Here is a 23,478-nt window from a genome sequence, read left to right on the forward strand (position 1 = left end):
ATAGCGAAGATTTTGTGATATACTAGTCATGAGAAGATTCCTTTTTTGATGAGTGGTGGTACTCTTATCATATCAGGGAATCTTCTTTTTTGACTTCTAGAAGTCTCACATCTATTGTAACGCTACAGGTAAAAGGAAGCGTCATCGCTTCTACAGTTTGACTAATAATCTCCATAGATTAAGCCTGAGCTTGATTTAAGGCATCTTGAAGAGAGCCTGTAAAGCCTTTATAAGCTTCGGTTGCACCTGAGATTTGATTGACCTCTGCGGATTGATTCGATAAAGCTTCGGCTGTGTAAGTTGGAAGGGCGTTATCATTGATAGATTGAGATTCTGGATTATCATTTGGATACTCTAGAACGGTAATATCATCAATTTTACCACTAGCTACCGTAATCTGTACCTGGTAATCACCACGATTGGTTGAGGTAACCGCACCAGAGTACGTTCCATCTTTCAAACTTGAAGTAGCAGCAGATGACGTAGCTAGAGTTGTTTCTGAACTTGAAGTATTAGTACTAGCAGATGAGCTAGTAGCTGGTGTTGCCATTTGGTTCGTTTCTCCTTTAAAAAATAAGAGATAGGCATTAAATACTGCAGCCACAACCGCTACAATTCCAACCAATAGAGAGATAATTTTTTTCATCTGAAATTCCTTTGTGTTTTTTAATTTTCCTAAACTTTTCAACCCATTATAGCAAAATATACAACTAATTAGTGGGAATTTTGCAATTTTAACAGACTTGTTATATTTGTCATAGAAATACAAAGAGACTGGATAATCCAATCTCTTTTATCTCTTCTTAATCTTTATCCTCATGATCATAATCTTCTTCATGGTCCCATTTATTCTCTAGGCGATCTAAGGCATCGCTGGATTCAACTGCATCATCTCCATAGATGGCTTCTAACATCTGTTCTGTTACACCATGTTTTTTATAAACTTGGCTAATCTTATCTTCCTGAGCTTTAATGTCTGACTTAATACTAGCTACTGCAGATTGATATTTACTGGCTTGTGCTTGCCACTCTTTCGCCAAACTTAAACGCTCATCAATTTCTTTTGTCAGCTTCGTCTTTTCATCAGCTGTCAAAGCTGTCGAGGAAGCAATTTCAGATTTTAATTCATTAGCATCTTGATCTGTAAAATCATCTAAGTCATCACGACTGAAGGCATCTGTCTCACCAAATTTCACCCATAGACTAGCAGTATCAAAAGCCATAAATTTCTTTTCAATCGATCCAAAATACTCTGTATATAATTTTTCTTTCTGTGTCTCTAGGTCTGCAATTTTATTGTAATAAGTCGCTGCTTCTTTTTCTGCAGCTGTTACCTTTGCTTTATCTGCTGAAGATAAACTTGATGCAGATAAGCGATTCGTTTTATCTGTCAAGCTAAGTTTTGCCGTTGAACTATTTGTCTCTACACGAACTTGACTGGTATTCGCTTTAACATAAACACCTGCTCCGACACTTAGAGCACCAGTTAAGGCAAGTGCTGATAAGCCTATAATAACAGTCTTTTTCGACGGCTTCAAGTTTCCTAAAATTTCTTTAACAGTTTTCATTTTATAGTACCTCTATTTATTTGATTGATTAATTTTATTATAAACTAGAGGGCTCTTTAAAATCTTGGTCAAATTGAGCCAAAACTGTGGCAAAACTGTGGCAAAAAATTTTTAAAAATAAAATAAAAAATAGGCTGACTGTCCCTCAAATGGACAATCAAACCTACTTTAAATCTTAATTACTCCAAACACTCTCAAGAATGTTAGTTTGTTCACGACCAGGTCCCACAGAGAAGGTTGAAATGCGAACACCCACCAACTCGCTAATACGACGAACATAATTACGTGCATTTTCTGGAAGTTCTTCAAGGCTGCGCACACCTGTAATATCTTCTGACCAACCTGGCATTTCTTCATAAATTGGTCGGCAACGTTTTAACTGTTCAAGACTGGCTGGATAGTGATCAATACGCTCACCATCTAAATCATAAGCCACACAGATTTTCACAGTCTCTAAACCAGATAAGACGTCAATAGAGTTTAAGCAAAGATTAGTGATTCCCGACACACGACGAGAGTGGCGCATCACAACAGAGTCAAACCAACCTACACGACGTGGACGGCCTGTTGTTGTCCCATACTCTTTACCAACTTCACGAATACGGTCACCAACTGCATCAAAAAGTTCTGTTGGAAATGGTCCATCACCAACACGGCTAGTATAGGCTTTACATACCCCAACTACCTTATCAATCTTACTTGGACCAACACCTGAACCAATCGTCACACCACCCGCAACTGGGTTTGATGAGGTTACAAATGGATACGTCCCTTGATCAATATCAAGCATCACACCCTGAGCTCCCTCAAACAAGACACGTTTTCCTTGATCTAAGGCATCATTTAAGATAACAGAAGTATCAGTGACATATTTTTTAAGTTCTTGCCCGTAAGCATAGTATTCTTCAAAAATCTCATCAAAAGATAAGGTTTCTGCATCATACATTTTTTCAAAAAGACGGTTTTTTTCTTCTAGATTACGCGCCAGACGGTCTCTAAAGATATCACGATCAAGCAAGTCAGCGATACGGATACCAACACGCGCCGCTTTATCCATATAAGCTGGCCCAATCCCTTTAATCGTTGTACCAATTTTATTGTCACCTTTCGCTTCTTCTTGTAAGCGATCAAGATGAATGTGATATGGCAAGATAACATGGGCACGATCTGAAATGCGTAAGTTATCAGTTGTCACACCTTCTCCATGCAAGTACTCCAACTCCTTAACCAAAGATTTTGGATTAACTACCATACCATTTCCAATAACAGAGATTTTTTCTGGGAAGAAAATCCCTGATGGAATCAAATGTAACTTAAACTTTTTACCATCAATCACGATAGTATGTCCTGCGTTATCTCCACCTTGATAACGTGCAATGACTTCGGCATTTGCAGACAAGAAGTCTGTAATCTTACCTTTACCTTCATCTCCCCACTGGGTACCAACAACAACAACTGATGTCATAATTTCGATTCTGAACTACAAATATGTAGTTCCTCATCCTTTCTCAACTCTCTAGGGCAGGAATCTCACCTGCAAGAATGTTTTACACTCTATTATATGAAATTTCTGATAATTTTTCAAGAAAGCTCTGTGACTTTAACACCAGAAAGGTCACAAATGGTGATAGAGACCACTCAAGACTTGATGACACAGCTCTTCCTAAGCCATTAACCAAACTAGATAAAAAAATAACCATAAAAATCATGGCAACCACTAGCAATTCAAGCAGAGCATACTTTTTCAATGCAAGTTTCATCATAAACCTCCTTTTGGTGCTGATTGTATCACACTAATATGACCTTATGATGACTTTTACAAAAATAATCTCAAGTAAGCCTATTCAAAAACGCATCCGACTGGTATTTTATAAGGGGTGTGCTATAATATTCTTTATGGATAAGATTATAAAAACTATTACAGAATCAGGCTCTTTCCGTGCCTATGTATTAGACGCTACTGAAACGGTCAAAACAGCTCAAGAAAAACATCAAACCTTATCAAGCTCAACCGTTGCCCTAGGGCGTACCCTTATCGCTAACCTCATCTTAGCTGCCAACCAAAAAGGAGACAGCAAGGTTACTGTTAAGGTTATCGGAAACAGCTCTTTTGGTCATGTTATCTCAGTTGCCGACACTAATGGACAGGTTAAAGGCTACATCCAAAATAAAGGTGTTGACATCAAAAAAACAGCAACTGGTGAGGTTTTAGTTGGCCCATTTATGGGACAAGGCCACTTTGTTGTTATTACAGACTACGGGACAGGTAACCCTTACACTTCAACCACTCCTCTTATCACAGGAGAAATTGGTGAAGACTTTGCCTACTACCTCACTGAAAGTGAGCAAACCCCATCTGCTGTTGGACTAAACGTCCTCTTGGACGAGAACGATCAGGTCAAGGTGGCAGGAGGCTTCATGTTGCAGGTCCTACCTGGTGCTAAAGAAGAAGAGATTGCACGCTTTGAAAAACGTATCCAAAGCATGCCTGCTATCTCAACCTTGCTAGAGTCTGAGGACCATATCAATGCTCTACTCACTGCTATCTATGGAGACGATAGCTACAAGGTGCTCTCAGAGGAAGAGATTGGCTTTGTCTGCGACTGCTCACGTGAGCGATTTGAGGGAGCTCTCATCACTCTTGGAAAAGAGGAACTAGAAGCTATGGCAAAAGAAGATCATGGCGCTGAGATTACCTGTCAATTTTGTGAAACCACCTACACATTTACCGAAGAAGACTTGGAGGGCTTGATCAATGACTAAATTAAACTCTTCTTTTATGATTGGAAATGTCGAGATTCCTCATCGTACGGTCTTAGCTCCAATGGCTGGTGTCACCAACTCAGCTTTTCGGACTATTGCTAAAGAATTTGGTGCTGGGCTGGTTGTGATGGAGATGATTTCTGAAAAAGGGCTCCTCTATAACAACGAAAAAACCCTTCACATGCTCCACATCGATGACAATGAACATCCCATGTCTATCCAATTGTTTGGTGGAGATGCCGAAGGGCTAAAACGTGCCGCTGACTTCATTCAAAACAATACCAAGGCTGATATCGTTGATATTAATATGGGCTGTCCTGTCAATAAGGTCGTTAAAAATGAAGCAGGTGCCAAATGGCTCAAAGACCCCGATAAAATTTACCACATTGTCAAGGAAGTAACATCTGTCCTAGATATTCCGCTAACCGTTAAGATGCGTACGGGCTGGGCTGATAGTAACCTCGCTGTAGAAAATGCCCTTGCTGCTGAATCTGGTGGGGTCTCTGCCCTTGCTATGCATGGCCGTACCCGTGAACAGATGTACACTGGCACTTGTGATCACGAGACACTCTCTCGCGTATCAAACGCTGTTACGACTATTCCGTTTATCGGAAATGGCGATGTTAAAAGTGTGCAAGATGCTAAATTTATGATTGAGGAGTTGGGGGTAGATGCTGTCATGATTGGACGCGCTGCCTTGAACAACCCTTACCTCTTTACCCAAATCAATCATTTCTTTGAAACAGGTGAAGAATTGCCTGACCTTCCTTTTATCAAAAAATTAGATATCGCAGAGGAACACCTGCGCCGTCTCGTTGACCTGAAGGGTGAGAAAATCGCAGTTCGAGAATTTCGCGGCCTAGCACCTTATTACCTACGTGGCACATCAGGTGCTGCCAAAGTCCGCTCTGCCGTTGCTAAGGCAGAAACTTTTGAAGAAGTCCAAGGACATTTTAATAGCTTAAGATAAAATAACAAGACTGGATTAAAGTATCCAGTCTTGTTTTTTATTATTTTCTCTGAATAAAAGGATTGCGATAAGGATAAAGAATCACAAACAAGCTATTGATTACCATCAGCACAACTTCCCAGTTTAAGCCATCAGAAAGCATGACCCCTACCCCTAACAAGAGTAAACCAAGCACACCAGCTAACCAAAGATTCAGGTTGCCTAGAAGTACTGACATACCAGTCGTTTTACTGACTAAAACATAAGCTAGCACAAACACAATACTATGTAACACACTCAAAACCATCGACAAGTTCATAAAATCTAGTTTAGGCTGGGCAATATGAATGATAAAGAGAGCAAATACAATGCTATCTATCACAATACTAACAATTTTACCTGATATAAGATAAGGTGATCTATTTCTCATCATTACCTCCAGTTAGCGAAAAAGACCTGATAAACTTTGAGACAACATCAGCCAAAAAGACAGTTTCCCTCGCTCCTTAGGAACCGAACTAGATAAGCAAGTCCCCAACCCTATCACACACTTAGGCGCCTTATAGCGATTAAGCATGAGATAAAGAGAAATCCTTTGGCTGATTTCTGCTTGTAGTCTTAGGAGCTCATCCTCTTTTTGAATAGACTCACACATTTTCAAAGACTCTTCAAAATAAGAACACAGCTCCCGACTAGCCCTGACGTCACTGTCATCACAAACAGCTGTCAGCTGATTTAGCAACTCTGTTTTTGTCATAGAAAATACACCTCGCCTTTAATCATTGAAAATTCTTCCACCGATAGTAACCTTTTTTCTGAATCGGCATAGGCATCTCCCTTATCACTTATCCCTAAAGTAGTCTAACTATATTACTCCTAGCTGATATCAAACTTCATCTTGCCTTTAGTAATTCCCACTTTTAGCGTTTGACCAGCGGTCAATTCACCTGATAAGAGGAGTTCTGCCAAGCGATCTTCTACCTCTGTCTGCAAGGTACGACGAAGCGGACGGGCTCCCATTTCAACATCATAGCCTATTTCAGCTAAGTGTTTCAAAGCTGAAGGTTGGAATTTTAAGGTTATTCCTTTTTCAGATAATGTTGCAATTAAAGGTTTTACCATAATTTTGACAATATCACGCATATTGTCTTCTGTCAAGCTATGGAAAACAACTTTCTCGTCAATACGGTTGATAAATTCTGGACGATAGGCTTTTTTCAATTCTTCCAGAATACGTTTTTGCATGGCATCATCATCATGAACAAGGGCTTTTGTCCCAAATCCAACAGTCTTTTCATCACGAAGAGCTGTCGCTCCAAGGTTGGAGGTCATAATGATAATAGTATTTGAAAAATCTACCTTACGACCACGACTATCTGTCAAGACACCATCATCTAAAACTTGAAGGAGAACATTAAAGATATCTGGGTGAGCTTTTTCCACTTCATCAAATAGTAGAACAGAGTACGGTTTGTTACGGACTTTTTCTGTCAGCTCACCCCCTTGATCGTAGCCTACATAACCTGGAGGCGCACCATTTAAACGGCTAGCTGCAAATTTTTCCATGTACTCACTCATATCAAAACGGATAAGAGCTGATTCATCGTCAAAAAGGAGTTCTGCCAAAGCTTTCGCTAACTCTGTTTTTCCAACACCAGTCGGTCCCAAAAACATAAAAGAGCCAATTGGACGTTTACCTGTTCGAATACCTGACTGGTTACGACGAATCGCGCGACTTATACTAGATACCGCTTCATCTTGTCCAATAACACGCTGATGAAGTTCTTGCTCTAACTTAAGATAGCGTTTGGCATCAGATTGTGTCATTTTTTCAACGGGAATTCCTGACAACTTGCTAAGCGTTGCTAAAACGTGCTCCTCTGTCACCATAAGGGCTGGCTTATCTTTCTTTTTATCCTCTTTTTTTAGAGCTGATAGCAAAGCCCTTTGATCACCACTCATCAAGGCATGGTCAACATCTGTTAGAAAACTATATTCTCTTTTAGGACGATTTTGTTGTGCCGTTGCACTAGCTTCATCTAATAAGTCAATAGCAGAATCTGGTAGCTTCTTACTGGTCAAATAACGATGAGCTAATTTAACAGCCAAACGAGCCACTTCATCTGAGATCGTCACATGATGATAATCTTCATAAGATGCCTTTAAGCCCAAGAGAATCTGGCTAGCATCTTCTACTGAAGGCTCTTCAATCATAACCTTGGCAAAGCGACGTGAAAGAGCCGCATCTTTTTCAATATGTTTTTGATATTCATCTTGGGTTGTTGCCCCCAAAGTGCGTAAGCTGCCGCGGGCAAGGGCTGGTTTCAAGATATTGGCAGCATCAAGAGTGGAGTCAATACCACTACCTGATCCCATAATCGTGTGTAACTCATCAATAAATAAAATAATATGACCGTCTTCTTCAATATCTGAAATGATTTGATTCATCCGCTCTTCAAAATCCCCACGAAAACGAGTTCCAGCAACCACAGACATCATATCAAGCTCTAAAACACGCATTTTAGATAGATTTTCTGGTACATCACCAGATAAAATGCGTTGAGCTAAGCCATAAGCTAAAGCCGTTTTCCCCACACCAGCTTCACCAACTAATACGGGGTTGTTTTTGGTTTTGCGACTTAAAATCTGGACCATACGCGTGATTTCTTTATCACGTCCCACAACAGGATCAATCTGACCATTACGAGCAAGATCTGTCAAATCGCGTGTAAAATCCGCTAGATCTCCAGCTGTCGATTGTGGTTTCATCATATCCATCATAGCTGGACTAGCTTTAGGTTTATCTAGTTGACGGATAGCTTTAACTTGTGCCTTAGTATAACCCGCAATTTGGTCAATAGATTTTCTAACATCTGCCAATCGAAAAGAAGGTGCCTCAAGATGACTAGATGTTCCAAGTGTCGCTAAAATACGTGCAGGATACAAATCAGGAAGGAGCAACATCGCCATCAAAACATGCTCGCTTCCCACTTCATCTTGATGTACCACTTTTGAAATGGCATAAGCTTTATTCATAATCAGTTCCAAAGCAGGAGATTGTCTAAAAAAGACCATCTCTTCTCTCTGAGATAAGGTCTCCTTCCGAGCAGTTACCGCTAAAGTCGCAGCCATAAACTCTTCAAAGCTAACTTGCAAAGAATCTAAAACCTGACCTGCAATAGAATCTTGGAAATGAAGGAAAGCCAATAATAACTGCCAACTTTCCAAATAGTCCGTATCAAATTTATTAGCTATAAACTGAGCCTTGGCGAAGGCTTGTTCTAGCTTAGTTGAATAGCGTTTCATTCTAATATCCTTTTCTATCTAAACGTTGTAAAATTTTTGCCAAAAGACGTGGACGGATAGTAGCCGCATCGGATCCTAAAACGCTATCCAGACCACTAGCTAAAATAATATTTCCTTCACGCTCACTAATGATAGCCTCGTCAAACAATAATTGGATCAAATCCGTAAATTCCTGCTCACTAATCCGATCACCTAAAGAGCCAATTAAACTCCCTAACATTTGATGTTGATCAGAAAATCGAATTTTAGCAATACGGATATAACCGCCCCCTCCTCGTTTACTCTCAACAATATAGCCTCTACTTTCAGTAAAGCGGGTTTTAATCACATAGTTGATTTGACTAGGAACCACTTGAAAGCTATCTGCCAAACTACTACGTTGAATCTCAGCAAAATCGGATTGTGCTAAAAGATCCTTAATGTATTCCTCAATATGATCTGATGCATTTTTAGAAGGCATGACTCTTCTCCTTTCAAGTTTTCTTTGACATTAACTGACTATTATTATACCGAATTTTCACCTATTTGAAAACTAAAAATCCTCATTCTCAAATATCATAAAGAAAAACCCCAGCCTAAAAGACTGGAGTTTCAACTTTTACTCTATTAGTTGTTAAGGGCTGCTGCCATAGTTGCTGCAACTTCTGATTCAAAGTCGTTAGCAGCTTTTTCAATACCTTCACCAACTTCAAAGCGTGCAAATTCAACTGCTTTAGCGTTTACTGAGTCAAGGTAAGCTTCAACTGTTTTGCTATCGTCCATGATGTAAACTTGTGCAAGAAGTGTGTAAGCTTGGTCAACTTGAGTATTGTCAAGCATAAAGCGATCCATTTTACCTGGAATGATTTTATCCCAGATTTTTTCTGGTTTACCTTCAGCAGCAAGTTCTGCTTTGATATCTTCTTCAGCTTGTGCAATAACGTCATCAGTCAATTGTGCTTTAGATCCATATTTAAGGAATGGAAGAGCTGGTTTGTTAACCATTGCACGTGATTCGTTATCTTGCTCAATTTTGTGGTTCAATTGCGCTAACTCATCTTTGATGAATTGCTCATCAAGTTCAGTGTATGAAAGCACTGTTGGGTTCATCGCAGCAATGTGCATTGATACTTGTTTTGCAAGTGTTTCATCGCCACCTTCGATAACTGAGATAACACCAATACGTCCACCATTGTGTTGGTAAGCACCAAAGGCTTGCTCATCAGTTTTTTCGATCAAAGCAAAGCGACGGAATGAGATTTTCTCACCGATTGTAGCTGTTGCATTAACATAAGCTTCTTCAAGTGTCTCACCTGAAGGCAATTTGATTGCAAGTGCTTCTTCGTTGTTAGCTGGTTTAGCTGCAACAATAGCTTTTGCAGTTTCTTCTACCAACTCAACAAATTGAGCGTTTTTCGCAACAAAGTCTGTTTCAGCATTAACTTCAACAACTGCTGCGACGTTACCGTCAACATAAACACCTGTCAAACCTTCAGCAGCAACGCGGTCAGCTTTTTTAGCTGCCTTAGCCATACCTTTTTCGCGAAGTAATTCAATCGCTTTTTCGATATCACCTTCAGTTTCTACAAGGGCTTTTTTAGCGTCCATAACGCCGGCACCTGATTTTTCACGCAATTCTTTAACGAGAGCTGCAGTAATGTTTGCCATTTCTAAATTCCTCCAAAGTTTGATATAAAAAAACGAGAGCAGAGCGGTTTGCTGCTGCCCCGTTTACAAGTTACTTAATTGGGTGGAGAGTTTTTCTCCTCTAAGACCTAATCTTAGTCTTGTTTTATGATTAGTTAGAACCTTCTACAACTTCAACGATTTCTTCGATTGAATCTGCAGTAGCTTCTTCACCAGCCAATTCAGCTTCAACAGCTGCAACTGAATCTTCACCTTGACGACCTTCAATGATAGCGTCAGCCAATTTAGAAGTGATCAATTTAACAGCGCGGATAGCATCATCGTTAGCTGGGATGATAACATCGATCTCATCTGGATCAGCGTTTGTATCAACCATAGCTACAACTGGGATACCAAGTTTTTTAGCTTCTTTAACTGCGATTTGTTCTTTGTGTGGGTCAACAACGTACATCACATCTGGGATGCGAGGCATATCAGCGATACCACCTAAGAATTTTTCAAGACGGTCACGTTGTTTGTTAAGAAGTGCAACTTCTTTCTTAGGAAGAACTTCAAAAGTTCCTTCTTCTTCCATTTTGTTGATTTCTTTAAGGCGTGCGATACGTTTTTGGATTGTTGACCAGTTTGTCAATGTTCCACCCAACCAACGGTGGTTGATGTAGTATTGACCAGCACGTTCTGCTTCTTCTTTAACTGCTTCTGAAGCTTGCTTCTTAGTTCCTACGAACAAGATAACCGCATCGTTAGCTGCTGCATCACGAACAAATTCGTAAGCTTGATCAGCCAATTTTACAGTTTGTTGAAGGTCGATAACGTGGATACCGTTACGCTCAGTAAAGATGTACTTAGCCATCTTAGGATTCCAGCGACGAGTTTGGTGACCAAAGTGTACACCAGCCTCAAGAAGTTGTTTCATTGAAATTACTGCCATGAGTAATGTCTCCTTTTTTGTTTTTTCCTCTCCTAGACTTCGACTTGCAGTCTCACCTTGCGGCAACAAGACCACAATTGGTCCAAGATGAGTATTATCGCTATTGCGACCTTACTATCATACCAAAAAAAATGAGGATTGACAAGCCATTTGTGGTTAACTCTTGCATAAAAATCACTTTTATGTCTTGACATTCTGATTATCTTACGATAAAATAAATGGTGTTGTGGCGGTATAGCCAAGTGGTAAGGCACGGCTCTGCAAAAGCTTGATCGTCGGTTCAAATCCGTCTACCGCCTTTTATAACTCAATTTAATAAGAGTTCTCCTAAAAAGTCCGTAAATCGGGCTTTTTTTTTGTTGATATGCTGATAAATGTAATCGCTAAACTTTCTATCTATTCACTAAAAGAAGTTTTACAACATTAACAATCACTCCCTATCCTTTACTCCTTCTAATGCATCTGCTATACTGTTAACACTTTAATAAAGGAGGTTTGGTGATGAAAAAATTAACTAAGGGTGATCATATCCGTGTTCTTAGCCCATCTAGTTCTATCGAACGTTTAGGGGGATTTAAAGCCAATTTATCTGCCAAAAGAAAATTAGAAGAACTGGGCTTTACAGTGTCCTTCTCTGAGCATTATTTTGAAAATGATAGATTTTATTCATCCTCTATAAAAAGTCGTGTCGCAGATTTACATGCAGCATTTGCCGATCCAATGATCCATGTTATTATGACAACTATTGGAGGATTTAACTGTAACGAATTGTTACCTTATCTAGATTACGATCTCATCCGAAACAATCCGAAAATTTTTTGTGGGTATTCCGATACGACTGCCCTTTTAAACGGCATTTATGCCAAAACAGGTCTTAAAACTTATATGGGACCTTCTTTCTCTAGTTTTAAAATGATAGAAGGGCAAACCTATCAAACAAAAATGTGGCATCGCGCTCTGAGCCACACCAATTACCACTTGGAACCTAGTCAAGAATGGTCTAGCGATGCTTGGTATGATCCCTCTCAAACAAGACACTTCAAACCAACTGAGTGGAAAGTTTATCAAGAAGGAACAGCTCATGGTACTATCATTGGAGGAAATATCTCAACGTTTAATCTTCTAACAGGAACTGAGTTTGCACCGAAAGTTGAGAACTATGTTCTATTTCTGGAGGAAGCTGAAGGCAATCACTATTATACGATACTTAGACATTTAACAGCCATCCTACAAGCCTATCCAAACCCCAAGGCAGTTGTTTTTGGTCGTTTCCCTAAAGAAACAGAGATGACTGAGGAAATTTTTAAAGCGATTTTAGACAAATACCCTCTACTTAAGACTATCCCTGTACTTTATGACCTAGATTTTGCCCATACTCAGCCTCTTTTTACTATTACAATTGGCGCCAACATTTCTATTGATACTAAGACAATGACTTTAAACATCTCTGAAGATTAAAAAACCATTTGGGAGGGTTCCCAAATGGTTTTTGTATTACCAAATCACGACACGCTTGTCTTTATCTCGCCACATCCCATCGCCTTCTTTAACATCAAAAGTAGCAATAAAATCATCAAAGTTTGGCAACTGAACATTGGTGCGAAGTTTTCCTGGGGCATGTACATCTACAGCAATCAATAACTGCAAATATTCCTCACGCGCCTTCATGCGCCAAATACGAGCAAAATTGATAAAGTAGTCCTCAGCAGAAAAATCTGCTTCTTTTTTAGCGGCCTCAAGGGCTGCTGCCAAGCCTCCCAAATCCGCAACATTTTCAGAAACGGTTAACTTACCATTGACTTTTCCTCCTGCAAAGTCAATCCCATCAAACTGCTCCACTACCTTGTCTGTACGCTCTTTAAAAGCAGCGTAATCTTCATCTGTCCACCAATTATTAAGGCTACCATTTTCATCAAAAGAAGCCCCATTGGTATCAAAAGCATGAGAAATTTCATGAGCAATAACAGCACCTATTCCTCCATAATTAGCTGATGATGACTGCTCCAAACTATAAAACGGTGCTTGGAGGATAGCTGCTGGAAAGACAATTTGATTTTGTTGCGGATTGTAGTAAGCATTAACCATGTGGGCAGGCATTCCCCACTCATTTTTATCGACTGGCTTATTCCACTTGCTCCAGCTATGAGCTATTGAAATTTTTGCAAGATGGGCCGCGTTTTCAATCAAGCTAGCTGAGTCATCAATAACTTTTTTCGCATAGGTATCTGGTAATTTTTCAGGATAACCAATATGTGGTGTGATGCTGTTTAGCTTGATGATAGCCTTATCTCGTGTTTCTGGTTTTAGCCAGTCGTTATTAGCTAAGCGCTCCTTATAAACCTCAATCATAGTCGCTACCTTCGCCTCCACATCAGCTTTGGCTTTTTTAGAAAACTTCAAGTCCGCATACCAAAGACCAAGGGCTTGATTGTAGGGACCTTGTGCCAAATAAAAAGCAGCTTTTTTCTGATCCATGGCTTGAGGAGTACCAGATAAAGCACGGCTATAAGCACCTGATAAGACTCGAATCTCATCTGTCAGGTAAGAGGTATAAGAAAGAGCCGCACTTCTCACTAAAATCGCTTTTAGGGCTGTCCAATTTTTTTCAGAATAAAACTCCGCTGCAAACTCTGTCCAAAAACGCTCCTCTGGAACAATCACTTTATCTGGAACTTGTCCTAAAATGTGTTTAAAAATAGTATCTAAAGGTAGTTCTGGTGCCAATTTAGTAAAATCTGCCCAGTCATAAGGATGATACAACTTTGCATACTCAGAAGACTCCTCACTTGAGAGAACATATTGAGCTAATTTGGCATCAAGCGCAATCATCTCATCTAAAATATGCTTGATCTCTTCTGTAGAAAAGCCAAACTTAGGCAATAGATCTTCTTGGCATCGGCGCCATGTTGCCAATAGCTCTTTTCCCTTCTCATTATCCTCGCCATAGTAGCTAGTGTCTGGCAAAATGGTGCTCGGAGCTTCTGCCCACAAAACGTTGGTCTGGGCATCCATAAAGTCTGGTGCTACACCAAACGGTAAAAGGTTCGGTTTGCCATCCATCTCAAACTCTGCTATCCGCTCTGCAAAGCTTGAGAAAGACGATAGACCCTGATACTCCTCAATCAAGGGTTTAACAGGGGTAACACCGAGTGTTTCTCTTGTTGTAAAATCACTGACCTGCTTATGAAACTTGACAAAGTTGGATAAAATAGGATCTGTTGGGACATCTTTACCTGCTAACCAAGCATCGGTTGTGTCTAACATTAGGTCCTCTATTTCATCAGCTAAATCTGAAAAGCCACCAGTTCTTGGCTTATCAGCAGGAATAACAGCTGTTTCTTCCCACTTTTTATTGATCGCATCATAAAAATCATCTTGATAACGTGTCATCATTGTACTCCTTTGTATTGTCTTTTTTTATTGTAACAAAAAAAGATTAGAATTGCTTTTTTAGGCTATTTCCCCTCACGCCATACGCATGAAGAAAATGCATGTAACCATTTTCTTATCACATGCATTTTTTCAATTTATTTTCATAGTTTTTATATTTAGTCATGAGTGATTCCTCAAATTCAGACTAATTATAGCATAAATTTTTGCTAAAAAACTGTATAAAATATGAAAATATGTTTTCTGAAAAACATATTTTCTTCATCCGTTTGTCGTGTATTTCCCCTTCACTTTATTTATTCGAAAAAAAATATAAAAAGAAAGGCTTTTTTTAAAAAATTTTTTTCGTTATTTTTGATATACTAATGTTAGCGCTTTTATAAGGAGAAATCACATGAAAAATTTAGTTCAATACAAATGGGCTACCCTAGGAACTGGGGTCATTGCTAATGAATTAGCTCAAGCTTTGCAGTCACTAGGCGGCAACCTCTACTCCGTTGCCAATCGTACCTATGATAAAGGTCTAGCATTTGCTCAAAAATATGATATTCAGAAAGTTTATCAAACCATTGATGAAGTATTTGAAGATCCTGAGGTAGATATTATTTACATCTCAACCCCGCATAATACCCATATTAACTATCTAAGAAAGGCCTTGTCAGCAGGAAAGCACGTCCTTTGTGAGAAGTCTATTACACTCAATTCAGAGGAACTGGAAGAGGCTATTGCGCTTGCCGAAGAAAACCAAGTCATTCTTGCTGAAGCAATGACTATTTTCCATATGCCTATTTACCGCCGTCTCCGCGAACTTGTCCAATCACAAGCCTTGGGGGACCTAAAAATGATTCAAATGAACTTTGGAAGCTATAAAGATTACGACATGAGCAATCGTTTCTTTAATAGAAATCTAGCTGGTGGAGCCCTCCTTGACATTGGGGTTTATGCCCTATCTTTTGTTCGCTGGTTTATGTCTGAAACGCCTGATCAAATCAGCTCTCAAGTAAAATTAGCACCAACTGGGGTTGATGAACAGATGGGAATTTTATTAAGTAATCCCAAAGGAGAAATGGCTACTATTGCCCTTACCTTACACGCTAAACAACCTAAACGCGGTACCATTGCCTACGATAAAGGCTATATTGAACTTTATGAATATCCTCGTGGTCAAAAAGCCATCATCACCTATACAGAAGATGGCCACCAAGATATCATTGAAGCAGGAGACACCAGTCAAGCCCTCTCCTACGAGGTCCAAGATATGGAAAAAGCTGTCGCTGGTATCGAAAATGAGATGCACCTGGCTTATAGCCAAGAAGTGATGGCTATCATGACCAAACTCAGAAAAGACTGGGGCTTAGTCTATCCAGAAGAAGAATAAATCACAAAAACTCTTCCACCAAAATAAATGATTGGGGAAGAGTTTTACAATATTATCTATATAGAAACTAAAAAGCGAAGGATATTGTTGCTCAGTCCTTCTCTTTTTAGTTAAATCTCATCTTATTTCCACTCTTACTACTGGATAACACACATTTTATTTTTTTAAAATAGCAAGGGTTTGATAAGGTTTGAGGGTAATCTGATCTGCTAAGACAGTGTCTTTATAGTTGCTGATCAAAACTTGACCTGAGGCATAATCAGCTAGGTCAAGGGGTACTTCCTCAGCAAAGAAGTTGTTTAGGACAAGGAGTTTTTCATCGCCAAGCTGACGCTCAAACGCATAAACCTGATCACTATCTTTATAAGCTGCCTTATAGTCTCCTTCTGCGATTAAAGGCATCTCTTTACGCAATCGAATCAAGTCTTGATAGAAAGTAAAGATTGGGCCTTCCTTCTCATTTTTCACATTAATCTCTGGATAAGACTTACCTGCTTTTAGCCACGGTGTCCCCGTTGAGAAACCAGCATTTTGGCTATCATCCCACTGCATTGGAGTTCTCGAGTTATCACGAGATTTAGCCTGGATAATCTTGAAAGCTTCTTCTTTAGATTTGCCCTCATCCAACATGATTTGATAGGCATTGAGACTCTCAACATCTACATAGTCTGCCATAGAATCATAGTCTGGGTCAATCATCCCAATCTCTTCTCCCATGTAGATATAGGGTGTTCCTCGAGAAAGGTGGATAGAGGCTGCCAGCATGGTTGCTCCTTCATTGCGGAAATTTTTCACATCCACAAAACGATTGAGGGCACGCGGCTGATCGTGGTTGTTGTAGAACAGCGCATTCCAACCATTGCCTTCACTCATCCCTTCTCCCCAAGTATGGAAGAGACGTTTGAGTTCTTCAAAGTCAAAATCCATAATAGTCCATTTTTGGCCATCTTTGTAATCCACTTTCAAGTGGTGGAAGTTGAAAGCCATAGACAACTCTTCACGCTCAGGAGCCGTGTAGAGAATGCAATTTTCAATGGTCGTAGCAGACATTTCCCCAACCGTCATAAAGCCTTCTTCTTTTCCAAAGGTAGCATTATTCATCATCTTGAGGTAATCATGCGTAATAGGGCGATCGGTATAGGCAGGTTTGCCGTCATTGATAGAGCAGTCTTCTAGGACTTCATCTTTACCAATCAAGTTGATAACATCGAAACGGAAGCCTTTAACCCCCTTGTCTTTCCAAAAGTTAACGACTTTGAAAAGTTCTTCACGGACATGGGGATTGCGCCAGTTAAGGTCTGCTTGCGTCACATCAAAAAGGTGGAGATAGTATTTTCCAGTATCACCAAATGGCGCCCAAGCATTGCCACCAAACTTAGATACCCAGTCAGTCGGCTCATCACGTAGGATAAAAAAATCTTGGTAATATTTGTCGCCAGCGAGGGCTTTTTGGAACCACTCATGATCAGTTGAGCAGTGGTTGAGGACCATATCTAGCATAAATTCAATGCCTAATTCTTTTCCAACAACCACCATTTCTTCAAAGTCTGCCATGGTGCCAAAGTCAGGATTCACCGCAGTGTAATCTGAAATGTCATAACCATTGTCACGCTGAGGACTTGGGTAAAATGGGTTTAGCCAGATCATGTCAATCCCTAACTCACGAAGATAGGGGAGTTTTTCAATAATACCACGTAAATCCCCTACACCATTTCCTGTCGTGTCCTTGTAAGATTTGGGATAGATTTGGTACACCACTTTACGTTTGTCGATTGCCATCATTAAGATACCAAGAACATGAGAGAAAAACTTGTTCACTCAAGCCTTCCACTCGGGTTCTATTCCTTTCTCTAGTTTATAAAAGCGCTGCTTTTCTCTTGTTACTTTACTTATTAAGTGAAAGAGACTAGGCCAAGCTGTCCAAGTCTCAATCACGATTTATGTTTAAATTTTACTTGCTTTAATCACATCTTCACCACGTTTAATCTCACGTGGTAAGTCGCCAATCGCATCTGGTTGGTAATCATATTGGTTAGTGACGATAACTGGAGTTTCCGTAACATAACCAGCTTCTTTGATAACATCCATATCAAATGTGATCAATTTATCACCAACTGCTACACGATCACCTTGTGCCACATGAGCTTCAAAACCTTTGCCATCAAGGTTAACTGTGTCCATACCAATGTGCATCAACAGTTCAACACCGTCATCTGACAAGATACCGACAGCGTGTTTTGAAGGGAAGAGAACAGAAATCACACCAGATACAGGAGCAGTTAATAGACCTTCTGTTGGTTGGATAAGGACACCTTGTCCCATCACACCTTGAGCAAAGACAGGATCAACTGCTTCTGAGAGAGGTTTTGCTTCCCCAGTAAGAGGGCTTTGGATTGTGACAACTGTGCCAACTGCTGGCGTTTCTTTTTCCTCCACTTCAGCTAAAGCTTGAGCTGGGCTCACTGCTTCTTCGTTATCTTTTTTTGAAAAAGCGCCTGTACGGTTAAAGATAAAGGTTAATGCCATTGGGACTGCAATCGCAACAGCCATAGCTAGAGCAAAAGCTCCCCAGTAATTCGCTTTAATCGATAAGATACCTGGCAAACCACCGATACCGATAGAAGCTGCTTGAATGTTAAAGGTTACAGAAAGTAAACCTGCGATTCCTGAACCAATCATACCTGCTACAAATGGGTAAACATATTTTACGTTAACCCCAAAGAGAGCTGGTTCAGTAATTCCGAGATAAGCTGAGATAGTTGCTGGAAGTGAGATTTGTGCCTCACGTTCGTTGTGACGGTTAATAAGGAAGTAAGCAAATACTGCTGATCCCTGTGCAATGTTTGAAAGAGCGATCATTGGCCATAGACCAGTTCCACCTGTATCTGCAATCAATTGGGTATCGATGGCGTTTGTCATGTGGTGAAGACCAGTGATAACAAATGGCGCATAAAGAGCACCAAAGACTGCACCGAAGAACCATTTAAGCGGTCCTGTCAAACCAGCAAGCACAATTGTTGATAGCCATTGTCCGATAGTCCATCCGATTGGACCAAGAACAGTATGAGCTAGGATAAGAGCTGGAACAAGTGATAAGAATGGCACAAAAATCATTGAAACCACTTCTGGAATAACCTTGCGCCAGAATTTTTCAAGGTAAGCTAGTGACAAACCTGCTAGAAGAGCTGGAATAACCTGTGCTTGGTAACCGATACGGTTAACAGTGAAGAAGCCAAAGTCCCAAACCCAATCTTTAGCAATTTCTGCTGCTGATGTGCTTGGCACAGCATAGGCATTAAGCAATTGAGGCGACACCAAACAGATCCCAAGAACGATACCAAGGATTTGTGAAGTTCCCATCTTACGAGTCACAGACCAAGTAATCCCTACTGGTAAGTAGTGGAAAATCGCTTCACCTGGCAACCATAAGAAATGGTTTACCCCACTCCAAAATGGAGACACTTCAACAATAGTTTTCCCATCAAGAGCTGAAAACTGCACGCCTTCAAGCACGTTACGGAAACCAAGAATCAAACCACCAACGATAAGAGCTGGAATGATTGGGGTAAAGATTTCAGCCAACATGGTCATGACACGTTGAACTGGGTTTTGATTACTTTTGGCAGCTGACTTGGCTGCTTCTTTAGAAACCCCTTCAATACCTGATACAGCTGTGAAATCGCCGTAGAAGATTGGCACGTCATTACCAATGATTACTTGGAACTGACCAGCGTTTGTGAACGTTCCTTTAACTGGAGAGATGTTTTCAATACGTTTGACATCTGCTTTTTTCTCGTCAACAAGCACAAAACGCATACGAGTGGCACAGTGGGTTACTGCGCTGATATTTTCTTTGCCGCCAATCGCTTCAAGCATCTCGCGGGCTTGGTTTTCAAATTTTCCCATTTTTTACTGACTAGGTAAGTCCTAGCTTCCTCCTTATTTTGATAAATTTGTACGTACAACCTTTACATGTTTTATTGTAACCGATTGCAAATTCAAGCACAAGCCTTTCTTCAAAAAAAAATAGAATTTTAATAAAATAAAGTCATCTTGTATGCCTTTTCAAAGACAAATTAAAATAAGGAGGCCTTTTAATGAAAAAATATATCCAAATCTTCCATGATTTAGAACATAAGATTCACACCCAATTTTACCAAGCAGGAGACTACCTTCCTACTGAGTTAGCCCTAACTAAAGAATATCACGCTAGTCGTGATACGATAAGAAAAGCCCTTCGCTTACTGAATGATGCAGGACTTATTCAAAAAATGCAAGGAAGAGGATCACAGATCATCAAACGAGAACAAATCAATTTTCCTGTATCTGAACTGACCAGTTATCAAGAGTTAGTCGAATCTATCGGACTCAAATCACAAACAAAGGTGATTAGTATTGACAAAATCATCACAGATGAACACTTGGCTAAAAAAACAGGCTTTAAAATCAATGACTTACTTTGGCGCGTTGTCCGCCTTAGAATTGTCGATGGGGTGGCTTCCGTCTTAGATACAGATTACCTCTTAAAACAGATAGTTCCCCAAATGACAGTAGAAACCGCTCAAAGCTCCATCTATCACTATCTTGAAACAGACCTCAAACTTGATATTGCTTATGCTGAAAAAGAAATTATCATTGACCATGTCACTGATAAAGATAGACGTTATCTAGACCTAGGCTCTGATATTCATGTGGTTTCAGTCAACTCTAAGGTTTATCTATCTGATACGACACAATTTCAATATACCGATAGCCGACATAAACTTGAAAAATTCAAATTTGTGGACTTTGCTAGAAGAAAAAGTAAATGATCAATCAAACAAGGCCTGGGAATTATCCCAAGCCTATTTTTATAAAATCAACTAAATCAATCATTTATTAAGTACGGTACAAGGTATTAAATCCAACCTCTGTTCCTCTTGGTACAAGATATAAACTATCCTGACCTGATTGAGAAGCTGTGTAGCGCAAATCAGGGACACTAGCTGTACCTGATGGATCACCCATGCTAGCTTGATAAACATGGATCCCTTGAAGTGCCCCAGTTCCTTCTATAATATGGTAAGTAAGTATCCGACCATCGGCATACACCATCTGAACCTCTCCACCAGCATCAACAACGACACTATTTCCTAGATTATCTGACCAAGTTCCCGCAATAGCACTATAATCTCCACTGATAAGCTGATTTAAAGCAGAAGGTGTCCCATCTTCTTGAGCAGAAAGAGAAGCGACTTCTCCTCCTTGTGGTGCTGGAGTAGTGGTTTGCTCAGCTACTGCGCCATCTGATACTACTGTTTCTTCCATAGATGATTCTGGCACTGTTTCCACAGCTGAATTGAGAGAAGCATCCTCAGAAAGCTCAGTTGAAGAATCGACTTGATTCTCTTGTAATTTTTCTACTGTTTGAGAGGACTCAGTTTGGTTTGAAGAGCTAGCTGTTGAGGAAGACTTGGAAGTGGAAGATTTTGATTGCGATGGACGACTACTTTGACTAGTCTTAGGCACAGACTCCACTTGCTGACTCTTGCTTTCTTCTTTCCAACAACCACTAAATAATATTAACACGGCTAAACACACTAAACTAAGATGTACTTTTTTCATTTTAAAGCCTCCTAACTGACAGCGATATATCTCCTATTGCCTGCATATGAAATGTAACTAATCCACTGATAACCTTCTGAAATTAATACCTTATCATAATTAACAGATTGACCTGCATCATAATACGCAAGATCAGGGCTAGACATTGTAGGGGAGGATTTTATATAAGAACGCTTTGTAAAATGATAAGTGCCACTTTGAGGTAGGGTTACTTGAGAAGTATTTTTATTAACAACTGTTGTTGCTGTAGCAACTCCCTCAAGAGTACCATCATTTTTCACATAATAAAGATGGATATTATAAAGTCCTACAGAATTTTTATGATTATTTGAGGTTACCGATACTTTATATGTCCCATCTGATTGTTTGATTCCGCTATACCACACTAAATCATCCTGACCATTCTCGGATGACCATACTGGAATTTTTACCTCTTTAAGACCTTTAGGACTATATACATTGGTAATAACAACATCAAACGAGCCAGAAACATCATTTTTATTTTGTATAATAATATTTCCTGTAGTAGTGGAAGGAGTAGGTGTAGTCTGTTCTTTCTGAACTGCTATATAACGTCGATTCCCTTGGAAGGATAAATAACTAATCCATTTGTATCCATCTGAACTTAAAATCTTATCATAATTAACAGATTGACCTGCATCATAATACGCAAGATTTGGACTAGATATCTTAGGCTCTGATTTGATATATAATCTTGTTGTAAAATGGTAAGTACCACTTGAAGCAAGTGTCCCACCTCCATTTACAGCGTTTGATGTTGAGGAGCTAGTGTCATGTGCTACTAAGTCTTTGAAATGGATAAAACCACTCACTAATTTAATTGGCATTCTAAATGTTCCATAAGCATACTTATTGGGTGAACGGTTGTATTCTTCCAAGATCACATCAGTACCTTCTACTGCAGCTACCCATGAAACATGTCCGTAGGTAGAGTCAGACCATCCTTCACCTGGTCTGAACCACGCCACTGCCCCAATATTTGGAATCGAATCAACTGTTGCTCCTCTATTCACAGCTGAATATCCCCAAGAACCAGCATTACCTAAATAACTAACATTAGAGAAACCATTTGTTTCTGCCAAACGAAACGCAACAAAAGAAGTACACTGTCTGACAGGATAGCCCCAACTATCCACATCGGTATTGATATTTCCATTTTTCCAACGGTAGTTATCACCAATAAGGCTTGAAGTAGCGCTTCGATCACTATAGAATATCTTGTTGGTAGATTCATTGACTGTATTTTCTGATGCTTCATCTACACTTATATATTCTACATGTGCACTCGTATTAGGCTCTAAATAAATAATTGGTTCATTCTGTTTAGTCTCATTATTAGAGAGTGATTGATTCGTAACTCCATCTGATAAAATTAACTCCGACTCTACTACCTTCTTAGATTCATCATAACCTGAAGCCTCGACTTCATTACTGTTATCTAATACTGAATCCTTTTCTGATACAATTCCAACCTCAGGATTAATAATAGAGTTATCCTGAGATTGGAGTTGTGTAGAACTATACTCGATAGCATCCCCGCTTGTCGTTAGATTATCTATTGGATTTGACACTTCAGAAAGTGTCTCAACCACTGAAACTGTTGGCGATTCCTGTTGTTCTGCTGAAACTATTTGACGATTTCCTGTTAACAATCCTCCTGCTACCAACAACATACCAACTGTACATTTTCGTAACAATAAATTGAAATGATACTTTTTAAGATTTTCCATGATTTACCTCCTCATTTACTCTAGATAAATAACTAAGGTATGCCATATTTTTCTATTGTCGGTACCGAACACCTTAAATATAACAAAAAAATAATTAAAAACAAGTCTTTTTTTTATCATTTTTTCATGATATAATAACCATTATATATGACTAAAAAGTGATGGACAATCCTTAGTCATCTTCATCAGTTAAAAAGAGGTGGACTTTCGTC

20 protein-coding genes and 1 tRNA gene are annotated in these 23,478 nt (G+C 39.6%); 6 read left to right on the top strand and 15 right to left on the bottom strand.

Annotated features, from left to right (window positions below; all coding sequences use genetic code 11):
• Positions 1 to 178: 178 nt before the first annotated feature.
• The 4 genes from ACVRWY_RS04515 to ACVRWY_RS04530 all read right to left on the bottom strand — a co-directional run bounded on the left by ACVRWY_RS04515 (position 179) and on the right by ACVRWY_RS04530 (position 3,328).
• Entirely contained in the window at positions 179 to 646 is a 468-nt protein-coding gene (locus ACVRWY_RS04515; RefSeq protein WP_354368459.1) for an FMN-binding protein, read from the bottom strand.
• Between the two features lie 157 nt (positions 647 to 803).
• The gene (locus ACVRWY_RS04520) at positions 804 to 1,568 is read right to left on the bottom strand and encodes a hypothetical protein (RefSeq protein WP_354368457.1); all 765 of its coding nucleotides are present in this window, start codon (positions 1,566 to 1,568) and stop codon (positions 804 to 806) included.
• Between the two features lie 175 nt (positions 1,569 to 1,743).
• Complete coding sequence (locus ACVRWY_RS04525; protein ID WP_354368455.1) at positions 1,744 to 3,033, bottom strand: adenylosuccinate synthase; 1,290 nt, start codon at positions 3,031 to 3,033, stop codon at positions 1,744 to 1,746.
• 82 nt (positions 3,034 to 3,115) lie between these two features.
• Complete coding sequence (locus ACVRWY_RS04530) at positions 3,116 to 3,328, bottom strand: hypothetical protein (protein ID WP_435533034.1); 213 nt, start codon at positions 3,326 to 3,328, stop codon at positions 3,116 to 3,118.
• A gap of 136 nt (positions 3,329 to 3,464) precedes the next feature.
• On the opposite strand from ACVRWY_RS04530, the gene hslO reads away from it, so the two are divergent.
• Together hslO and dusB are read left to right on the top strand one after the other, a co-directional pair.
• Complete coding sequence (gene hslO, locus ACVRWY_RS04535; protein WP_354368453.1) at positions 3,465 to 4,331, top strand: Hsp33 family molecular chaperone HslO; 867 nt, start codon at positions 3,465 to 3,467, stop codon at positions 4,329 to 4,331.
• Entirely contained in the window at positions 4,324 to 5,301 is a 978-nt protein-coding gene (dusB, locus tag ACVRWY_RS04540; protein ID WP_354368451.1) for a tRNA dihydrouridine synthase DusB, read from the top strand. The genes hslO and dusB overlap by 8 nt, the downstream gene beginning before the upstream one ends.
• A gap of 40 nt (positions 5,302 to 5,341) precedes the next feature.
• Here the strand turns inward: dusB and ACVRWY_RS04545 are convergent, their stop codons facing one another.
• The 6 genes from ACVRWY_RS04545 to rpsB all read right to left on the bottom strand — a co-directional run bounded on the left by ACVRWY_RS04545 (position 5,342) and on the right by rpsB (position 11,143).
• Positions 5,342 to 5,710 (bottom strand): hypothetical protein, encoded by a 369-nt coding sequence (locus ACVRWY_RS04545; RefSeq protein WP_354368449.1) that lies wholly within the window; start codon positions 5,708 to 5,710, stop codon positions 5,342 to 5,344.
• Positions 5,711 to 5,722: 12 nt separating this feature from the next.
• Positions 5,723 to 6,037: a bacteriocin immunity protein gene (locus tag ACVRWY_RS04550; RefSeq protein WP_354368447.1), complete on the bottom strand. Its 315-nt coding sequence runs from the start codon at positions 6,035 to 6,037 to the stop codon at positions 5,723 to 5,725.
• A gap of 119 nt (positions 6,038 to 6,156) precedes the next feature.
• Positions 6,157 to 8,586 carry an ATP-dependent Clp protease ATP-binding subunit gene (locus ACVRWY_RS04555; protein WP_354368445.1) on the bottom strand — a complete coding sequence of 810 codons (2,430 nt, stop codon included), beginning with the start codon at positions 8,584 to 8,586 and terminating at the stop codon, positions 6,157 to 6,159.
• 1 nt (position 8,587) lies between these two features.
• Positions 8,588 to 9,046 carry a CtsR family transcriptional regulator gene (locus ACVRWY_RS04560; RefSeq protein WP_354368443.1) on the bottom strand — a complete coding sequence of 153 codons (459 nt, stop codon included), beginning with the start codon at positions 9,044 to 9,046 and terminating at the stop codon, positions 8,588 to 8,590.
• A gap of 146 nt (positions 9,047 to 9,192) precedes the next feature.
• Positions 9,193 to 10,233, bottom strand: coding sequence for a translation elongation factor Ts (tsf, locus tag ACVRWY_RS04565; protein ID WP_354368441.1), 1,041 nt, complete (start codon positions 10,231 to 10,233; stop codon positions 9,193 to 9,195).
• Positions 10,234 to 10,363: 130 nt separating this feature from the next.
• Positions 10,364 to 11,143, bottom strand: coding sequence for a 30S ribosomal protein S2 (rpsB, locus tag ACVRWY_RS04570; RefSeq protein ID WP_354368439.1), 780 nt, complete (start codon positions 11,141 to 11,143; stop codon positions 10,364 to 10,366).
• A gap of 228 nt (positions 11,144 to 11,371) precedes the next feature.
• Between rpsB and ACVRWY_RS04575 the strand changes: the two genes are divergently transcribed.
• Together ACVRWY_RS04575 and ACVRWY_RS04580 are read left to right on the top strand one after the other, a co-directional pair.
• Positions 11,372 to 11,442 (top strand) — tRNA-Cys (locus ACVRWY_RS04575).
• Positions 11,443 to 11,644: 202 nt separating this feature from the next.
• Positions 11,645 to 12,601: a S66 family peptidase gene (locus ACVRWY_RS04580; RefSeq protein ID WP_354368437.1), complete on the top strand. Its 957-nt coding sequence runs from the start codon at positions 11,645 to 11,647 to the stop codon at positions 12,599 to 12,601.
• A 36-nt stretch (positions 12,602 to 12,637) separates the two neighbouring features.
• Here ACVRWY_RS04580 and ACVRWY_RS04585 read toward each other — a convergent pair whose 3' ends face one another.
• Complete coding sequence (locus ACVRWY_RS04585; protein ID WP_354368435.1) at positions 12,638 to 14,533, bottom strand: M13 family metallopeptidase; 1,896 nt, start codon at positions 14,531 to 14,533, stop codon at positions 12,638 to 12,640.
• A gap of 394 nt (positions 14,534 to 14,927) precedes the next feature.
• Here ACVRWY_RS04585 and ACVRWY_RS04590 point away from each other — a divergent pair, with 394 nt between their 5' ends.
• Positions 14,928 to 15,911, top strand: a complete 984-nt coding sequence (locus tag ACVRWY_RS04590; protein WP_354368433.1) for a Gfo/Idh/MocA family protein — start codon at positions 14,928 to 14,930, stop codon at positions 15,909 to 15,911.
• 156 nt (positions 15,912 to 16,067) lie between these two features.
• On the opposite strand, the gene treC is transcribed toward ACVRWY_RS04590, so the two are convergent.
• Both treC and treP read right to left on the bottom strand, forming a co-directional pair.
• Positions 16,068 to 17,690 (bottom strand): alpha,alpha-phosphotrehalase, encoded by a 1,623-nt coding sequence (treC, locus tag ACVRWY_RS04595; RefSeq protein WP_354368467.1) that lies wholly within the window; start codon positions 17,688 to 17,690, stop codon positions 16,068 to 16,070.
• Positions 17,691 to 17,855: 165 nt separating this feature from the next.
• Positions 17,856 to 19,817, bottom strand: coding sequence for a PTS system trehalose-specific EIIBC component (treP, locus tag ACVRWY_RS04600; protein WP_354368431.1), 1,962 nt, complete (start codon positions 19,815 to 19,817; stop codon positions 17,856 to 17,858).
• 191 nt (positions 19,818 to 20,008) lie between these two features.
• Between treP and treR the strand changes: the two genes are divergently transcribed.
• Positions 20,009 to 20,722 carry a trehalose operon repressor gene (gene treR, locus ACVRWY_RS04605; RefSeq protein WP_354368429.1) on the top strand — a complete coding sequence of 238 codons (714 nt, stop codon included), beginning with the start codon at positions 20,009 to 20,011 and terminating at the stop codon, positions 20,720 to 20,722.
• 67 nt (positions 20,723 to 20,789) lie between these two features.
• On the opposite strand, the gene ACVRWY_RS04610 is transcribed toward treR, so the two are convergent.
• Together ACVRWY_RS04610 and ACVRWY_RS04615 are read right to left on the bottom strand one after the other, a co-directional pair.
• A complete protein-coding gene (locus ACVRWY_RS04610; RefSeq protein ID WP_354368427.1) occupies positions 20,790 to 21,515 on the bottom strand; it encodes a DUF6287 domain-containing protein in 726 nt (241 codons plus the stop codon).
• A gap of 11 nt (positions 21,516 to 21,526) precedes the next feature.
• Positions 21,527 to 23,266, bottom strand: a complete 1,740-nt coding sequence (locus tag ACVRWY_RS04615; protein ID WP_354368425.1) for an SH3 domain-containing protein — start codon at positions 23,264 to 23,266, stop codon at positions 21,527 to 21,529.
• Between the last annotated feature and the right edge of the window lie 212 nt (positions 23,267 to 23,478).

This window comes from Streptococcus porcorum (assembly GCF_053203725.1).

What these genes read in the sequence shown, in the direction of transcription:
- ACVRWY_RS04515 (WP_354368459.1), bottom strand. Translation starts at nt 646, where the DNA reads ATGAAAAAAATTATCTCTCTATTGGTTGGAATTGTAGCGGTTGTGGCT.
- ACVRWY_RS04520 (WP_354368457.1), bottom strand. Translation starts at nt 1,568, where the DNA reads ATGAAAACTGTTAAAGAAATTTTAGGAAACTTGAAGCCGTCGAAAAAG.
- ACVRWY_RS04525 (WP_354368455.1), bottom strand. Translation starts at nt 3,033, where the DNA reads ATGACATCAGTTGTTGTTGTTGGTACCCAGTGGGGAGATGAAGGTAAA.
- ACVRWY_RS04530 (WP_435533034.1), bottom strand. Translation starts at nt 3,328, where the DNA reads ATGAAACTTGCATTGAAAAAGTATGCTCTGCTTGAATTGCTAGTGGTT.
- hslO (WP_354368453.1), top strand. Translation starts at nt 3,465, where the DNA reads ATGGATAAGATTATAAAAACTATTACAGAATCAGGCTCTTTCCGTGCC.
- dusB (WP_354368451.1), top strand. Translation starts at nt 4,324, where the DNA reads ATGACTAAATTAAACTCTTCTTTTATGATTGGAAATGTCGAGATTCCT.
- ACVRWY_RS04545 (WP_354368449.1), bottom strand. Translation starts at nt 5,710, where the DNA reads ATGAGAAATAGATCACCTTATCTTATATCAGGTAAAATTGTTAGTATT.
- ACVRWY_RS04550 (WP_354368447.1), bottom strand. Translation starts at nt 6,037, where the DNA reads ATGACAAAAACAGAGTTGCTAAATCAGCTGACAGCTGTTTGTGATGAC.
- ACVRWY_RS04555 (WP_354368445.1), bottom strand. Translation starts at nt 8,586, where the DNA reads ATGAAACGCTATTCAACTAAGCTAGAACAAGCCTTCGCCAAGGCTCAG.
- ACVRWY_RS04560 (WP_354368443.1), bottom strand. Translation starts at nt 9,046, where the DNA reads ATGCCTTCTAAAAATGCATCAGATCATATTGAGGAATACATTAAGGAT.
- tsf (WP_354368441.1), bottom strand. Translation starts at nt 10,233, where the DNA reads ATGGCAAACATTACTGCAGCTCTCGTTAAAGAATTGCGTGAAAAATCA.
- rpsB (WP_354368439.1), bottom strand. Translation starts at nt 11,143, where the DNA reads ATGGCAGTAATTTCAATGAAACAACTTCTTGAGGCTGGTGTACACTTT.
- ACVRWY_RS04580 (WP_354368437.1), top strand. Translation starts at nt 11,645, where the DNA reads ATGAAAAAATTAACTAAGGGTGATCATATCCGTGTTCTTAGCCCATCT.
- ACVRWY_RS04585 (WP_354368435.1), bottom strand. Translation starts at nt 14,533, where the DNA reads ATGACACGTTATCAAGATGATTTTTATGATGCGATCAATAAAAAGTGG.
- ACVRWY_RS04590 (WP_354368433.1), top strand. Translation starts at nt 14,928, where the DNA reads ATGAAAAATTTAGTTCAATACAAATGGGCTACCCTAGGAACTGGGGTC.
- treC (WP_354368467.1), bottom strand. Translation starts at nt 17,690, where the DNA reads ATGGCAATCGACAAACGTAAAGTGGTGTACCAAATCTATCCCAAATCT.
- treP (WP_354368431.1), bottom strand. Translation starts at nt 19,817, where the DNA reads ATGGGAAAATTTGAAAACCAAGCCCGCGAGATGCTTGAAGCGATTGGC.
- treR (WP_354368429.1), top strand. Translation starts at nt 20,009, where the DNA reads ATGAAAAAATATATCCAAATCTTCCATGATTTAGAACATAAGATTCAC.
- ACVRWY_RS04610 (WP_354368427.1), bottom strand. Translation starts at nt 21,515, where the DNA reads ATGAAAAAAGTACATCTTAGTTTAGTGTGTTTAGCCGTGTTAATATTA.
- ACVRWY_RS04615 (WP_354368425.1), bottom strand. Translation starts at nt 23,266, where the DNA reads ATGGAAAATCTTAAAAAGTATCATTTCAATTTATTGTTACGAAAATGT.